13 protein-coding genes and 1 other RNA gene are annotated in these 14,796 nt (G+C 39.8%); 2 read left to right on the top strand and 12 right to left on the bottom strand.

Features of this window, described 5'->3' with window-relative positions; translation table 11 throughout:
* Window positions 1-17: 17 nt before the first annotated feature.
* The 7 genes from IE339_RS06465 to IE339_RS06435 form a co-directional block, all read right to left on the bottom strand.
* Entirely contained in the window at window positions 18-1,538 is a 1,521-nt protein-coding gene (locus tag IE339_RS06465) for a carboxypeptidase M32 (protein WP_242175001.1), read from the bottom strand.
* Window positions 1,539-1,666: 128 nt separating this feature from the next.
* On the bottom strand, window positions 1,667-3,595 hold the full coding sequence (locus IE339_RS06460; RefSeq protein ID WP_242175000.1) for an ATP-dependent DNA helicase: 1,929 nt from the start codon (window positions 3,593-3,595) through the stop codon (window positions 1,667-1,669).
* 202 nt (window positions 3,596-3,797) lie between these two features.
* On the bottom strand, window positions 3,798-3,989 hold the full coding sequence (locus IE339_RS06455) for a hypothetical protein (protein ID WP_242174999.1): 192 nt from the start codon (window positions 3,987-3,989) through the stop codon (window positions 3,798-3,800).
* A 378-nt stretch (window positions 3,990-4,367) separates the two neighbouring features.
* Entirely contained in the window at window positions 4,368-4,547 is a 180-nt protein-coding gene (locus IE339_RS06450) for a DUF3934 family protein (protein ID WP_242174998.1), read from the bottom strand.
* 285 nt (window positions 4,548-4,832) lie between these two features.
* On the bottom strand, window positions 4,833-5,978 hold the full coding sequence (locus tag IE339_RS06445; protein WP_242174996.1) for a THUMP domain-containing class I SAM-dependent RNA methyltransferase: 1,146 nt from the start codon (window positions 5,976-5,978) through the stop codon (window positions 4,833-4,835).
* A gap of 175 nt (window positions 5,979-6,153) precedes the next feature.
* Window positions 6,154-7,824 (bottom strand): glycoside hydrolase family 13 protein, encoded by a 1,671-nt coding sequence (locus tag IE339_RS06440; RefSeq protein WP_242174994.1) that lies wholly within the window; start codon window positions 7,822-7,824, stop codon window positions 6,154-6,156.
* Window positions 7,825-8,006: 182 nt separating this feature from the next.
* Window positions 8,007-9,596 (bottom strand): MDR family MFS transporter, encoded by a 1,590-nt coding sequence (locus tag IE339_RS06435; protein ID WP_242174993.1) that lies wholly within the window; start codon window positions 9,594-9,596, stop codon window positions 8,007-8,009.
* A gap of 325 nt (window positions 9,597-9,921) precedes the next feature.
* Here IE339_RS06435 and IE339_RS06430 point away from each other — a divergent pair, with 325 nt between their 5' ends.
* A complete protein-coding gene (locus tag IE339_RS06430) occupies window positions 9,922-10,089 on the top strand; it encodes a hypothetical protein (RefSeq protein ID WP_242174992.1) in 168 nt (55 codons plus the stop codon).
* Between the two features lie 69 nt (window positions 10,090-10,158).
* Window positions 10,159-11,064, top strand: a complete 906-nt coding sequence (locus IE339_RS06425; RefSeq protein ID WP_242174991.1) for a TetR/AcrR family transcriptional regulator — start codon at window positions 10,159-10,161, stop codon at window positions 11,062-11,064.
* Window positions 11,065-11,185: 121 nt separating this feature from the next.
* Here IE339_RS06425 and rnpB read toward each other — a convergent pair.
* From rnpB to IE339_RS06400, 5 genes are all read right to left on the bottom strand, one after another.
* An RNA gene (gene rnpB, locus IE339_RS06420) (RNase P RNA component class B) lies at window positions 11,186-11,574 on the bottom strand.
* Window positions 11,575-11,712: 138 nt separating this feature from the next.
* A complete protein-coding gene (gene gpsB / locus IE339_RS06415; protein WP_053399894.1) occupies window positions 11,713-12,030 on the bottom strand; it encodes a cell division regulator GpsB in 318 nt (105 codons plus the stop codon).
* Window positions 12,031-12,300: 270 nt separating this feature from the next.
* The gene (locus IE339_RS06410; RefSeq protein ID WP_242174989.1) at window positions 12,301-12,855 is read right to left on the bottom strand and encodes an SLOG family protein; all 555 of its coding nucleotides are present in this window, start codon (window positions 12,853-12,855) and stop codon (window positions 12,301-12,303) included.
* A 97-nt stretch (window positions 12,856-12,952) separates the two neighbouring features.
* A complete protein-coding gene (locus IE339_RS06405) occupies window positions 12,953-13,246 on the bottom strand; it encodes a CotD family spore coat protein (RefSeq protein WP_053399893.1) in 294 nt (97 codons plus the stop codon).
* A 343-nt stretch (window positions 13,247-13,589) separates the two neighbouring features.
* Window positions 13,590-14,771: a ribonuclease H-like domain-containing protein gene (locus IE339_RS06400; protein WP_242174985.1), complete on the bottom strand. Its 1,182-nt coding sequence runs from the start codon at window positions 14,769-14,771 to the stop codon at window positions 13,590-13,592.
* Window positions 14,772-14,796 lie beyond the last annotated feature (25 nt).

The raw sequence follows: 14,796 nt of genomic DNA, 5'->3' as shown, positions 1-14,796 counted from the left end.
GGCTCCTTGTTTTTTTCTTATACTAGTTGATAGACGCGGCTATACTTCTCTTCTAAATAGTCGATTAAATACTGAGCGTTAAGTCCTTCACCCGTTACGTCGTGAAGAATTTCTAATGGTTTCTTCATTTTACCGTATTGGTGAATGTTTTCTGTTAACCATTCGCGAATGACAGAGAATTTGCCTTCCGCTAAAAGCTCATCAAACTGTGGAAGATCTTTCAGCATCGCTGCTTTAAACTGCGCTGCATACATATATCCTAATGCATAAGACGGGAAGTAACCGAAGCTTCCACCTGACCAGTGAACATCTTGAAGAACTCCCTCACCATCGTGGCTTGGACGAACGCCTAAATACTCTTCGTATTTATCATTCCAAACTTGTGGTAAATCTTTCACTTCGATATCTCCGTTAATAAGGCCCTTCTCAATTTCATAACGAATCATAATATGAAGTGGATATGTTAGCTCATCTGCCTCAATACGAATGAGTGACGGCTTTGATTCGTTTACCCCTCGGTAAAAATCATCTAGCGCTACGTCATCAAATTGGCCTGGTGCATATTGTTTTAACACATCGTAGTTGCGCTTCCAGAACGAATAGTTCTTCCCAATGAATTTTTCAAAGAATAACGATTGTGACTCATGAATGCCCATTGAGGTACCATCACAAAGATTCGTACCCACAAGCTCTTTTGAAATATTTTGTTCATAGACCGCATGACCACACTCATGAATGGTTCCAAAAATAGCGGTACGGAAATCTTTTTCATCGTAGCGTGTAGTTACACGAACATCCCCAGGATTTAACCCTGTTGCAAACGGGTGAACCGTCTCATCTAGACGACCTGCTTCAAAGTCATACCCAAGCTCTTGTAAAATCGCAAGACTGAACTCACGCTGCTTGTCTTTCGGGAAATGACGGTGTAAAAACGATGTATCTGGCTTATGAGTAGAAGACGTAATTTGTTGAACAAGTGGCACGATACGATCACGAACTTGACCGAAAACGCGATCGACTACTTCTACCGTCACCCCTGGCTCGTATAAGTCAAGAAGCGTGTTGTATTTGTTTCCTTCATAGCCCCAATACTCAACGAAACGACGATTGAACTCAACGATCTTTTCAAGATACGGCTGAAACATTGAAAAATCGGCTTTTTCTTTCGCTTCTTCCCACGCCGCTTCTGCTTTTGACGTTAAGATTACATACTCACGGTATTCATCAGCGGGAATTTTTTTGTTCAAGTCATATTCTTTTTTACATTCCTCTACCGCTTTTTTCGTTACTTCTGATATGTATGTATGTGCTTCTGGTGTACTTAATTGTGCAATATAACCTGCCATTTCATCTGATGTTGACATCGCAAACGTCTCAGATGATAACACACCGATTACTTCTGAGCGCTGTTCAACGCCCTTTTTCGGTGCACCTGTACGCAAGTCCCAATACATAACGCCAATGGCTTCCCCGTAGCTACGAATTTTACCGACATACTGCAAAAAATCTTTTTCTACTTGTTGAATGTTTGTTTCCATTCTCTTTTCCCCCTCCATATATAAAAACGGAACTTTCTGAATAATTTTATCATATCTATTAATTGAAGTCGATTTCAAAGAGTCAATAAAAAAATAGAGACTCTAGCTTTTACTAGAGTCTCCGATTTTTATCCTTGAACGGCTGTTGGTAAATTCTTTTTCACCGTTGTTAAAAGCTCGTCCTCAATGTTCTCATCCACGTAAATCGTAATAAATCCGTTGTCTTCATGCGAACGAATTAAGCGACCTACTCCCTGCTTTAAACGCAGCAGCATATACGGAAGATCCGCATCTAAGAATGGGTCAGCTACTTGATTTCGCTTCGCCTGGAAAACAGGATCGTTCGGTGGGAACGGTAGTGACCAAATAATGACATTCGATAAAGTAGGACCTGGAATATCAAGACCTTCCCAAAGGTGAACGGCACAAAGAATGGTTTCTTCTTCACGCTGGAAACGCGCGACAAGCTTACTAATCTCCTGATCACCTTCAAATAGGAATTCATATTGTCCATAGTCTTTAACAGACGCTTTGAAGCGGGCTAATTCTTCTTTATTCGTAAATAAGAAGAGCGCTCGTCCACCTGTTTTTTCGACTTCTTTCATGCTATCCTGAAGCTTTTGTTGGAACGAATCTTCACTCGATACTTTCTTTACGTCAATCTTCATTTGCTCATCATAATCAAACGGAGAAGCAATCGTAAAGGACAAGTAGTCGCTAATTCCTAAGCTATACGCTAAATAATCAAACGTTTCATTATCGGAAAGCGTAGCAGAAGTGAATAGGAACGGCTTCTTCTGTGAGAAGACCTGATCTTTTAAGATATCTTTCACCGCTTGTGGCATAATCACAAGCGTTAATTCACCGTGAAGCTCTTCTACCCAGTAAATCGCTTGATCATCTTTCATAAATAGGCGAAGTGAATAATCAATTTGATCCAAGTATTCATCTACAATACGAAGCGCATACTCATCAATCGTATACGTTTCACTTTCAAACACAAGATCATTTCCGATTTCCTCTAGTAAATCAAGCAAATCTTGCGCGACCGTTTGAAGCTCTTTCGTCAGTTTGACTTCTTTTCGGTCTGATCCGCTTACTTCTACACTTGATTCAAATAACGTATCAAAAAAGGCTGAATACTGTTTTAATGCACGCTCAATTTTAAACGCAAACTCTTCACGCACATCATTTTCTAGCAGACGCGTAAGCAAGTTTTCAAGCGTATCTTCTTGCACGCGGTACGTTAATGCTTTTTGTGCTGCAAACTCAAGCAAGTGTCCTTCATCAAATACAACGGCACTGCTTTCAGGTAATAATGGAAGCTGACCTTCTCGTTTTCTCGCATCGTATGTCCAAACGTGCTCCATATAAAAGTCATGTGAGCAAATAATTAAGTCCGTTGACTTGCGGTAATGCTCACGAGACAGCGTTAATCCACAGCGGTGACGTTGATCACATGAGAAACAGTCCTGGAACGTATCCCAGTTAATTTGACTCCACTGATCATCTGTCAAGTTTGGGTATTCCTTACGATCTCCGTAATGATAGAAAGACTGCATACCACTTCGATCATGCACAAAATCAGGAAGCGTATCGTAGACTGCATCAATGTTTTCGTCTTCTGATGCGACCATCACATTCTCAAGCTTTTTCAAGCATAGATATTGATCCTGTGATTTTGCAAGACGAACATCAATATTTAAATCAAGAATTTTCGATAACTTCGCAATATCGCCTTCATCTTTTACAAGCTGCTCGATAAGCGTTTCATCTGCACAGGCAATGATTGCTGGCTTTCCTGTATATCGTGCGTAACATAGCGCATAAAGTAGGTATACGATGGTTTTCCCCGTTCCTACTCCTGCTTCTGCAAACATAATATTTTTTTCTTTAAAGGCGCGTTCCACTTGAAACGCCATAAAAATTTGTTCATCACGAAGCTCTAATCCTGCTTCAGGTAAAATATCGTAAAATACATCCCCGATCCATTCATTAAGCTTTTCAAAAAAGTTCTCTTTCGGGTTCATTTCAAAGGGTAAACGCTCTCTGATCATGGTTATTAATACTCCTTCAAAATCTAAATTAGACAATCTCTGATTATCCATTATATTTATCAAAAAGTCAATACAAACAGAAAAAAAGAGCACGTGTAGAAGCGTTATTCTGCACATGCTCTTTTTGGGTAGGCACCTTTCTTCTTATCCTACTATATTCGAGGAGAATACTCGTTCTCCTTCTATGTTAAAAAGAAATTTATTACGAATCAAACGATGACCAATGCATTCGTTCATTTGAAGATGCGTATGCCAATGCCTTTTCTAGATCGCCCTTTGCTTGCTCTAACTCAGCTAAGCTTTCTTGCGCTACGCCTCCATTTTCCGCTAATAAATGATAACTGCGCGAAAGCGCCTGATTAATAAGTGCAAAATTAACTCCGTCTCTAGCCATAACTAAACTCCTCCTTACTATAACGCTAGATTTAGTAAATACTGTTAGTATATGACGAGAAAAGGAATTTTATGCATCTTTTAGATAGCTAATCCTCTACTCTTGTGTCAAACGAAAGTGGCACTTATCGCTTTAAATAGAAAAAAGCACCTCATCTGCTTGAGGTGCTTTACATTTTCGTTTTCTTTTCTCCACGGACGTTCATCCCAGTACTGGTAGTAGTCCCGTTTCAATAAATCCGTTAAACGATTCCTGCAAACGCATCCGCGTTCCTTTCACTGCCTGATTTAACTAACCAGTTAGTGGAACAAAGAAGAAACGATATCCTTATTGAAGGATCGCAGCCGCATTAACGAAATGGTATTTTTTCAGCGGTCACTACATCTCGGATGTATCACCTTTATTATTGTTGGTCGCCTTTGCACCATCACGTTTTTTGACACCTTTGCTTGTATAAGGTTTGGCACTCTTTGCTTTGTTGGCACTAGATTGCCAACGCGTCCAGCCCTTCTTTCCTGTTCCTCTACCCGTTCCGCCTTTACCCTTAGCTTTACTCATATCATCACTCCATTATTTTTCTACGTTGAGCTAATTGTCGTTGATTTCCATCTGCAACTTAACTGACATGTCAGTTTTATAAGCCAATCAACAACAGAGCCTAAAAAAGAAGCAGAAATCCTGCTTCTTTTTAAATGACCCTCTATCAATATTATTCAATGGATTATACTGATCATTTTATTGTTTCAATGTCGTTCCCCAGAGATTCACATCAAGTTGTGTCATCAAAAATAATTCAGTAAGCTTTTGACCACTATATTTGACAGCCTTCAAACCATCGATATATCAATTCTTTTTAGAAGGACGTTTGCCCCAGTACTGGTAATAATCTGTTTCAATAAATCCGTTAAAGAGCTTGCGCTTTTTAGTCGCAGGCTTTCCAAAGACTTGCTCGAAGCCTTTGTGTGACGTCAGCATATAGATCGACCATGTTTCAAGAGGAAGAAGCGCTTCTCCCATTCCTTTGTACATATGCTCGACTGACGGACGGTCACTTAAGCGCTCCCCGTACGGCGGGTTTCCGACAATCACTCCAGATTCTTTTCTCGTTGTAAAGTCAGATACTTGCATTTGCTTAAATGTAACGAGATCTCCAAGACCTGCTTCAAATGCGTTTTGGCGAGCAATTTCAACCATGCGATGATCAATATCAAGACCCGTAATATCAAGCGGCTGATCGTAGTTTGCTAGCTCCTCCGCTTCGTCACGTGCTTTTTCCCACACATCTTCTGGTACCCAAGGCCAATCCTCAGAAATGAACTCACGGTTAAAACCGGGTGCAATATTTTGACCAATAAGCGCTGCTTCAATCGCAATTGTACCTGACCCACAGAACGGATCGACAAACGGACGATCTGGATGCCAGTTTGTAAGCTTTACAAGCGCTGCCGCAAGCGTTTCTTTTAGAGGTGCTTCCCCTTGTCCAACACGATAACCACGCTTATGAAGCCCCGCTCCACTTGCGTCAATTGTAATGGTTGCCACGTCTTTTAAAAGTGCCACTTCAATCTTAAACGTCGGGCCTGTTTCTTCTAGCCAGCTTGTTGTTTTTTTGTAGTGAGACTTCATTTTTTCAACGATCGCTTTTTTTACGATCCCTTGACAATCGGATACGCTAAATAGCTTTGACTTAACAGATTTTCCGCTAACAGGAAAGTTTGCGTCTTCTGGTAGAAAATCTCCCCAATTAAGCGCTTTTGTCTTTTCAAATAACTCATCAAACGTAGTGGCACGGAATTCGCCCACTTTTACACGAACACGGTCAGCCGTACGAAGCCAAATGTTACTTCTAGCAATCGCTAGAGCATCTCCGCGGTACGTTACTTTGCCGTTTGAGACTTGTGCATCATAGCCAAGATCTCGAACTTCTTGTCCAACAAGAGCTTCTAAGCCCATTGCGGCTGTTGCAATTAATGTATACTCTTTTTTCATCCTTAAACCTCGTTCTTTTAGTTATTTACCTTCTGTTAAATTACCATAACGGGCATCATGTTTCAATGTTCTATATAAGAATATACGGTATCAAAACGCTTTAATCTCCCCCACGCAAAAAGCTCAGCTAGTTAAAAAGCTGAGCTTTCGTAAAATATGCAACCGTTTGCCTAGATCAGTTCGTTAAAAGATACACACGAGTCTCATATGGCTTTAGGTTAAATGAATAAACCGATTCAATTGTTTCCACTGGATAGTTATGAAGCAACAGCTTTTGATTCGTTACGTTCATTTCCTCTGGAAGCTCAAATTTCGCTTCTTGATCAGACATGTTACACACAATTAACGCTTGTTCTTCGCCTAGTGTACGAGTATAAGCGAAAAGCTGTGCATGGTCCGGATGAAGTAAATCGTATTCTCCGTAGACTAACACGTTGTTCGTTTTGCGAATATGGATGAGCGATTTGTAAAAGCTTAAAATAGACTGCGGATCCTCTTGCTGTGTTTTTACGTTAACCTCGATAAAGTTTGGATTAATACCGAACCACGGCGTACCAGTTGTAAAGCCCGCATTTTCTTCTGAAGACCATTGCATTGGTGTACGTGAATTGTCACGTCCTTCTTCCCAAATAACCTTCATAATTTCTTCATGTGGACGACCCTTTTCCGTTTCAATGCGGTAATAGTTAATCATGCCCACATCATCATACTGATCAATTGTTGCGAACTTCACGTTCGTCATTCCAATTTCTTGACCTTGATAAATAAACGGTGTGCCCTTCATTAAAAAGTACATAGCTGCTAAACACTTCGCACTCTCTTCACGAAATTCCATGCTACCAAATTTATTAATAGAACGAATTTGGTCATGATTTTCTAAGTAAAGTGCATTCCAGCCGTTGACTTCTGCTAATCCGCGCTGCCAGTTCGTTAAAATCATTTTCAGCTGCAGTAAATCCAGCGGTTCGTCTGTTCCTTTTGACCAAAGCCCCATATGTTCAAACTGAAAAATCATATTGAACTTTCCTTCTTCAGAACCAACCCACTGACTAGCACCGTCCCATTTTACTCCATTAGCTTCTCCAACCGTCATAATGTCATATTTATCAAACGTGCTGTTTTTTAGCTCTTTTAAAAATTCTTGAATTCCCGGTCGGTTCATATGTCCTTCATAAGATGGTACATAATCAAGCTCTTCTGGATTTGGTAAGTCAGGTAGTCCCTCTACCTTTTTAATGTGTGAAATCGCATCGACGCGGAAACCATCAATTCCTTTATCTAACCACCAGTTCACCATTTCATAAAGCTCGTTTCGAACCGCTTCATTTTCCCAGTTCAAGTCGGGCTGTTTGCGAGAGAAAACGTGCAAGTAGTATTCGTCCGTAGCTTCATCATATTCCCATGCAGAACCACTGAAGATTGACTCCCAGTTGTTTGGCTCCTTGCCGTCTTTTCCTTCTTTCCACATATAATAATCACGGTACGGATTATCTTTTGATGAGCGAGATTCTACAAACCACGGATGCTCATCTGACGTATGGTTAATAACAAGATCCATAATGAGCTTCATATCTCGGCGATGCACTTCATCAAGTAACTGATCAAAATCAGCCATCGTGCCAAAATCATTCATAATATCTTTGTAGTCACTAATATCGTAACCGTTATCATCATTTGGCGATTTGTAAATTGGACAAATCCAAATCACATCAATTCCTAAGTCCTTTAAGTAGTCAAGCTTTGAAATAACCCCTTGAATATCGCCAATTCCATCTCCATTAGAATCCATAAAGCTTCGTGGATATATTTGATAAGCGACCGCTTCTTTCCACCATTTCTTTTCCAATATGTTCAACCCCTCACAAAAACAAAATCAATGTTTATGATGCATATGCATCTTCCCCTATTCTATAATGAAAACGCATAAAAAAATAGACTTTTAGCAAAATTTCCTTCTACTCAACGTAAATGATGACTTCTTTTACAACTAAAAAAAGAGAAGGATTTCTCCTTCTCTCATCTACGCGTTTAGCTTATCGGCTGCTCTTGCGCCTTTACTTCCGCTTCTTTTTCTTTATCACGTTTAATGCGTCCATTTCCTACGGATAACGCAACGAAAATGCCAAGTCCCACAAATACAAGTCCTGTTAAGAAGACCGTTGTAAACGAAGACGTCCATACGTTTTCAATCGTATGAATGATTGGTGCTTTCACTTGATCTGGCATTTTAAGCGCATCTGGCTTTACTAATAGACCAAACAACGCATCTGTTTTGTCACTAAGCTTCTCAAGAACACCTTGAATCATTGGATTTTTCTCATCTGCTGCCGCATCCACCATTTTATCTTTTAGCGATTGATTCATCACAACGTTTAACACCGTCACTCCAATCGTTCCTCCAATGGAGCGGAAGAATGTAGAAGCAGATGTTACCGCACCTAGACGACTTTTTGGGAATTCGTTTTGAATCGCAATCATAAGCGTTGGCATTACCAGACCCATTCCGAATCCCATAATAATCATATACATATACGCCGTCATTGTACTTGATTCAAGACCCATCGTACTCATTAAGTAAAAGCCGCCTGTTGTAATCAGCATTCCAACTGTTAGCACGGTACGGAAGGTGAATTTTAATAGCAAACGCCCTCCAATAATGCTCGCGACGATCAGTGAAATCATCATCGGTGTCATGGTAGAACCCGCTTGCGTTGGTGTTACGCCCAAAATTCCTTGCATAAATAGCGGTACGAACATGATTGCTCCGAACATTCCTAAACCAATTAAGAAGCCTAAACCATTCACGGTCGCAAACACGCGGTTTTTAAACAAGCTCATATCTAAAATCGGCTCTTTGACTTTTGTTTCAATAATACCGAATGCGATTAGTAGGACAACCGCACCTACAATCATGACAATACTTTGAGTAGATCCCCAAGCAAATTTATCGCCTCCGAACGTGAGCCAGATCAGCAATAGAACTAACCCAGGTACAAGGGCAAGTATTCCCCAGTAGTCAATGTATACTTTTGCTTTTTTGTCTACTACTTCATGCTTCATTCCTGTAAAAATTAAGATGGCAGATAATAAACCAAACGGTACGTTAATTAAGAAAATCCAGTGCCAGCTAATCGTGTCGACGATGAATCCACCAATAAACGGACCGATTACAGAACTTAATCCAAACAGGGCTCCGAAGATCCCTTGCCATTTTGCACGTTGTTCCGCTGTAAAAATATCACCAATAATTGTTTGAGATAGCGGCATAATCATCCCGCCCCCAATACCTTGAAGCGCACGGTACAACACTAACTGCTCCATGCTATGAGCCGTTCCACAAAGTGCGGAACCGATAATAAAGATAATCGTTCCAAGTAAGTATAAAAATCGTCGTCCGTACAAGTCGGACATCTTCCCGACAATCGGGATTACAACGGTTGATGTGATCATGTACGCTGTTGTGACCCAAGCAAAAATTGAGAACCCGTTTAATTCACCAATAATCGTTGGCATTGCTGTTCCCACAATGGTTTGCTCAAGCGCACTAAAAAACATCCCGATAATTAGACCAATAATTACGAGACGTTTATTAATTCCCGGTTGAACTTGTTGTTCCATATGATGACTCCCCATTTCATTCTATGTGTTTATACGTTTGCCCTATTGCGTAAGGCTATCCAATGTATCGGCATTTTTATCCATTGCTTAACCTCTTACAAAGAGCGATAAATAATCCTCTTCGTTTACCACCTCAAGTGTTGCTTATTTTCTTTGGTAAAGGTATGATGAATTTAAAATGACCGTTCAGTCAGATTATAAGACATAGTTATTTATAAGTCAAAGGTTTTATTATGACCGACTGGTCATCCCCAAAAATAAAAGGATTTGAACGAATAGTATATAGGAACTTACGTTTGAGCTTTACAAAAAGGAGAGGAAAGAGTTGAACAACGCTGCACTTACAAAGCGACAAACACGCTTAAAAAACATGGTAGAAAAATTTAAGTTACAGGGTATTCAGATTGAATTTATTAAACCGCGAGCTGCTCTATCACTTCCTCTGCTGAAGCATTTGTATCCCCCTACTGAATCAATTCCACAAAAGGGATGATGTACGTTATACTAGAGATAATTCATTAATAATTTTTGATCAAGGATTTTGCAAGAGGACGTGTAAAGAATGATAAACGAAAAACAAAAAAGCATTTTAGAAGTAGCCATGAAACTTTTTTCTAAAAAGGGGTATCACGCTACGTCTATTCAAGAAATTGCGGAAAAAAGCGGCATTGCAAAGGGCTCTGTTTATAACTATTTTTCATCGAAAGAAGATTTGCTGTTTTCCATTTTAAAATATTATCACGACATTTTATTTGAAAAAATTGTTCATTTAGATAAAGATCCTAGTCTTCCGCCGCGAGAAATGTTTGTCAAACAAATCCAAATTCAGCTAGAGGAATTTGTGAAGTACAAAGATTACTTTCATATGCATATGCGTGAACAAGCAGGTGAAATGAAAGAAGGCATGCGCGAATACTTTTTCAAAATGCGCGCTCAGCTCCACAACTGGTATGAAGTTCGCTTACGCCAAATGTATGGACCGGAAATCGAGCCGCACATTTATGACTGCATTGCCATTTTAAGCGGCATGATTCGTGAATACATGTTTTATATTATTTCCGAAAACATTGCGATAAAAGTGGACGAACTAGCACAGTTTTTAGTTCATCGCATTGATGGCATTGTAAAAAGCTTTGATGTGAGTCCGACAACGATTTTAAATAAAACGTTGATGAATGAATATATGAAAAGCTCATGTGCGGGACAGAGTACAAAAGCACGTCTTCTCTCCCTGTGCAATGACATGAAAAAAACGTGTGATGACCTTATTCCAAACGAGCCTTATTTTGAAAAAGCATCCTCGTCTATTGATGCACTTATTGAAGAGTTAGAACAAGATCACAGCGAGCCTCGAATAATCATTATCGAAGGACTTCTTTTAATGATTGAGCAATTCAATATTGAAGCACTTCACCCATCCATAACCGAATTCCGAACGATTTTACCATCGTTAACAAACACCCATTAAAAGCGAGGAGCCCTCGCTTTTTTTGCATAAAAAAACCCTCCAATGTGCTTTGGAGAGCTGGTGTGGATTGATTAAAATAATCAATGAATATTTATTGTGATCGTGATGCTTATCAATAACGTTCTGTAAGCCATGTTTTGTACCTTTGTACTGCAATCGGTCCGCAACCTCGTACTCCGGTAGCAATCATCTATCTACAGATTGGTATCTGTCCTTTCGTCCGTTTAGTTCCTTCCGAAAAGTGCCCCTACCATTATTTGGGTTTCTCGCTCGAGGGGTTTACCGCGTTCCACTCTCATCATTTCTGATAAGACTACGTCACTGTGGCACGTTATAGGTATTCAAGCCATATTCAGATGAACTTAGGCTTTTTCCCTGCCGTTAGCCCAGTCAAAGACCAGACTACCCTAGCTTATGAATTGGCTAGGCACGAACACTACAAGCATCTCAGCCTGTGCGAGCATGGACTTTCCTCTGCACTGTCAAGCAGTACAGCGATTGCTCAAACGTTATTGTCAACGACAAATCATAGTATAATAAAAAATGAACAAAGATGCAAATGGTTTTTTGCATCTTTTTTTAAAAATGGCTTTTTTCGTCCAACATTTGAAATCACAGGCAGGTTTTACAACCACGCAATTCAATATGTTATTCGTATAACTTGCTACCAAATACGTGCTTCTCTAGATTGGATAAACGTTTTAAAATATCGAAATTCGTTGTTCCTGCTTGTGTAGAAGACGGTGCTGAATATGATTGCTGTCTTCTACTGCTGTCTTCTAGCTGCTTGCGCAAGCGTAGGTTTTCCTGCTGCAGTTCCTCAATTTCATGATAAAACACTTCATAGTCTTTAATGATTCCATCTAAAAACTTATCTACTTCTTCTTGGCTGTAACCACGCATCGTCGTTTTAAAATCTTTTTCTAAAATTTCTTTGGCACTAAATTTAATTTTATCAGATAACATTCTTTTCTCACCTCGGTACAATAACCCTTATTATTTCTTTTCATTTTATACATATTAGTATACCCAACGCAATATGTACAACCCTAACTTTATGCGAAATTTAGCGCTAGTTATACTCGGTATGATTAGATATGTAAACAAACTTAACGAAGAAGGCCTACAATTAGCTAGAGAAACCAAAGCCATCTTTGTACAAGTGTTTCCTCTCTATTTTTTCAAAAATAAAGTGAAATGTCAATTTTCTTTCAAACGTTTTTTTCGACAAGTCGGTTAAAACTGATTGTATTTTTCTTCCTCTACAATATCTTGTAAATCATACGAGGTAATCGTCCAAATGTCATACGGATAGCGTTCGGCGTACTTTTTCGCAGTTTCGTACATGAATTTTGGACTTCCACCATGCTCCTCATCAAACATAATTAAAAGAGCATCGCTCTTTTGAATGAAAAATTGATTCTTCATCCGAAATTGTTCTGGACTCTCATATTTTCGCTTCGTAATACTATCCATAAAATCTGCCTGGCTGCAAATAAATTCGTATAACTCTTTATTTTGTTCATTCCACTTTTCTTCCTGATCCAGAAAAGGCGTTAAAATACCTAACTGAAGCTGAGGATATTCGAGCTGAAGGTCAAATACGACTTCTGCCGCCCATAATTCTACCCCTAATTGACCGCTAATAATGACCCACTCTAGCCCTTCTTCTATGAGCGGTACGAGCTTTTTATGGATGGCTTTTTTGATATAGCCCACGCCTTCATGATCTTGTTTGAAAATACCTAGCTCAAATGGCTTATACCCTGTTACAGCTACTACTTTCGGCATGATTATCACCTCTTTTTCATACATGTTGCCTTTAGTATAGACGAAAGCTGCCGATAAATAAAAGAGGAACTGAACAGTGTCAGTTCCTAAAAAATCATTAATATCCGCCATACCCGTGAGGTGGTCTAGGTCCCCATGGGCCCTGTGGACCTCCCATTGGTCCTTGTGGACAACAAGGCGGTTGACCGCAGCTGAAGTGCTGGCTAGTTGTTGGGTCAAGTGCTGATTGAGTTTGTGGGAAATAATGATTGTGCTTGAAATTTGTTTGATTTACAAACGTTGTGTGAGTCGGATGAACATGAGGCACGATAACCTCTTGACAGTTAAACTGCACGCAACATTTCGTTGGGTGAACAACAGGTGGCATAACGATTGGTGGTCTACCAAACATAAAGCATTCCCCTTTCATATTGTATTTTACTTACATTAATACAGTATGAAAGAACGATGATACCTGTACTGATATAAACACCTAATTTATGTTAAAAAGTAAAACCTGTATTTTTCATACCTGATAATACAATAACCGTTAAGCAAATTACTGCAAAAAATGAGACTAAAATGATGTTTTTCATGTAACCATCTCCAATGAGTGTAGTATTTTCTATAATTCAATCATTACAATGCAATATTTTAACAATGACTGAAAAATAGGACAATACAAAAGTGTAAAAATAGAAAATGTCGTAATTTTGCTAATTTTCTATTTTATACAGGAGATTGATGCTAAATACTCACTGCCTACCGAGCTTCTTTACAAGCCGCCCGATTCGCTTTTGAAACGCGTCTTCTTCACGCTCAGTTCCCGCTTCGTTTTGTGCCCATTTCTCATAGGATGCTTCAGCATACCGAAGCGCTTTTGCCACATCCTTTTTCTGATGCTCGTACACTTTCGCAAGCTCAATCCCAGCCTCAAGCGACACTGCCTCTTCTTCTCCCACAAGACTTTCCCAAATTCCAATGGCTTCATCCCACTGCTTTTGTTTTTTGTATTGTTTTGCAAGCGCCATTTGTGCTTCGTTGTATTTCACCGAGTCGGCTGTAATCGTCTCATAGAAATGCTGTGCCGTAGACTGATCACCTAGTTTGTCATACCACTTGGCTATTTCAAACGTTTCTCGCTGACTTTTTGTTTCCACTCCAAGCAGACCTTTGGAAATATGAATGTAGAGCGTAATTAACGATAAAATATCTCGCTCGTTATGCTTCATGACTTCAAAGATACCCTTCGGATCCTTTGACTCTATGTAGTCAAAATAAATCATCGGGGCCAAAAATCCTGGTATATCATCCTCGCGCTGCTGTACTTGTAAAATGTCTTGCTCTACTTTTGTTAATTTCACTGATTCCATCCGATGTTTCCAAAGCCTTCTAGCAGGGTGAAGCAAGTCAAAATGCTCAAAGCTCGGAAGCGCCGGTAAGTGATTTCTTAAAAGCGTATGACGGGTGCGCACTTGCGGCCAGTCAAAGGATTTTCCATTATAATGGACGCTTAGCTTGCTTTGCTCTAAGTCCTGAAGAAAGGAATAATAAAGAGCGGCTTCAGCACTAGGGCTCGGCAGTAAATATTGTGTCACCTCGACCTCTTCAGATGTCACCTTTCCTACTCCTAGTAAAAACACGGTTGTACCTGTTCCATGACTAAGACCTGTTGTTTCCGTGTCAAAGAAAAACAGTTCTTCTACCTCTGTCGATTTTAACGACAAAGGGTGACTCACATCACTGTTTACCCACTGATTTTTCACCTCAAACAATTCACCAAACGAATACAAGCCGTGCTGATGGTTCAATGAATAGCGCTGTTTCCGCACAAAAATGTACTCTTTCTCTACATAATGAGGGACGGAACTAAACGCCTGCCATTCTGCTAAAAAAGGGATATCTCCCTCTCCTGTGTGCTGCGCAGGTTTTTCCACGGGCTTGTTTTCCTCTTTTGAAATA

Origin of the sequence: Priestia koreensis, assembly GCF_022646885.1 — a bacterium.
In the GTDB taxonomy this organism is placed as follows: domain Bacteria; phylum Bacillota; class Bacilli; order Bacillales; family Bacillaceae_H; genus Bacillus_AG; species Bacillus_AG koreensis_A.
The sequence above is the reverse complement of the archived record's forward strand: the minus strand, read 5'-3'. Positions and strand labels throughout refer to the sequence as shown.

Coding starts and splice junctions, on each gene's coding strand:
- IE339_RS06410 (WP_242174989.1), bottom strand. CDS start 12,855: ATGCCGAAAGTAGTAGCTGTAACAGGGTATAAGCCATTTGAGCTAGGT.
- gpsB (WP_053399894.1), bottom strand. CDS start 12,030: ATGTTATCTGATAAAATTAAATTTAGTGCCAAAGAAATTTTAGAAAAA.
- IE339_RS06450 (WP_242174998.1), bottom strand. CDS start 4,547: ATGAGTAAAGCTAAGGGTAAAGGCGGAACGGGTAGAGGAACAGGAAAG.
- IE339_RS06425 (WP_242174991.1), top strand. CDS start 10,159: ATGATAAACGAAAAACAAAAAAGCATTTTAGAAGTAGCCATGAAACTT.
- IE339_RS06405 (WP_053399893.1), bottom strand. CDS start 13,246: ATGTTTGGTAGACCACCAATCGTTATGCCACCTGTTGTTCACCCAACG.
- IE339_RS06455 (WP_242174999.1), bottom strand. CDS start 3,989: ATGGCTAGAGACGGAGTTAATTTTGCACTTATTAATCAGGCGCTTTCG.
- IE339_RS06435 (WP_242174993.1), bottom strand. CDS start 9,596: ATGGAACAACAAGTTCAACCGGGAATTAATAAACGTCTCGTAATTATT.
- IE339_RS06445 (WP_242174996.1), bottom strand. CDS start 5,978: ATGAAAAAAGAGTATACATTAATTGCAACAGCCGCAATGGGCTTAGAA.
- IE339_RS06465 (WP_242175001.1), bottom strand. CDS start 1,538: ATGGAAACAAACATTCAACAAGTAGAAAAAGATTTTTTGCAGTATGTC.
- IE339_RS06460 (WP_242175000.1), bottom strand. CDS start 3,595: ATGATCAGAGAGCGTTTACCCTTTGAAATGAACCCGAAAGAGAACTTT.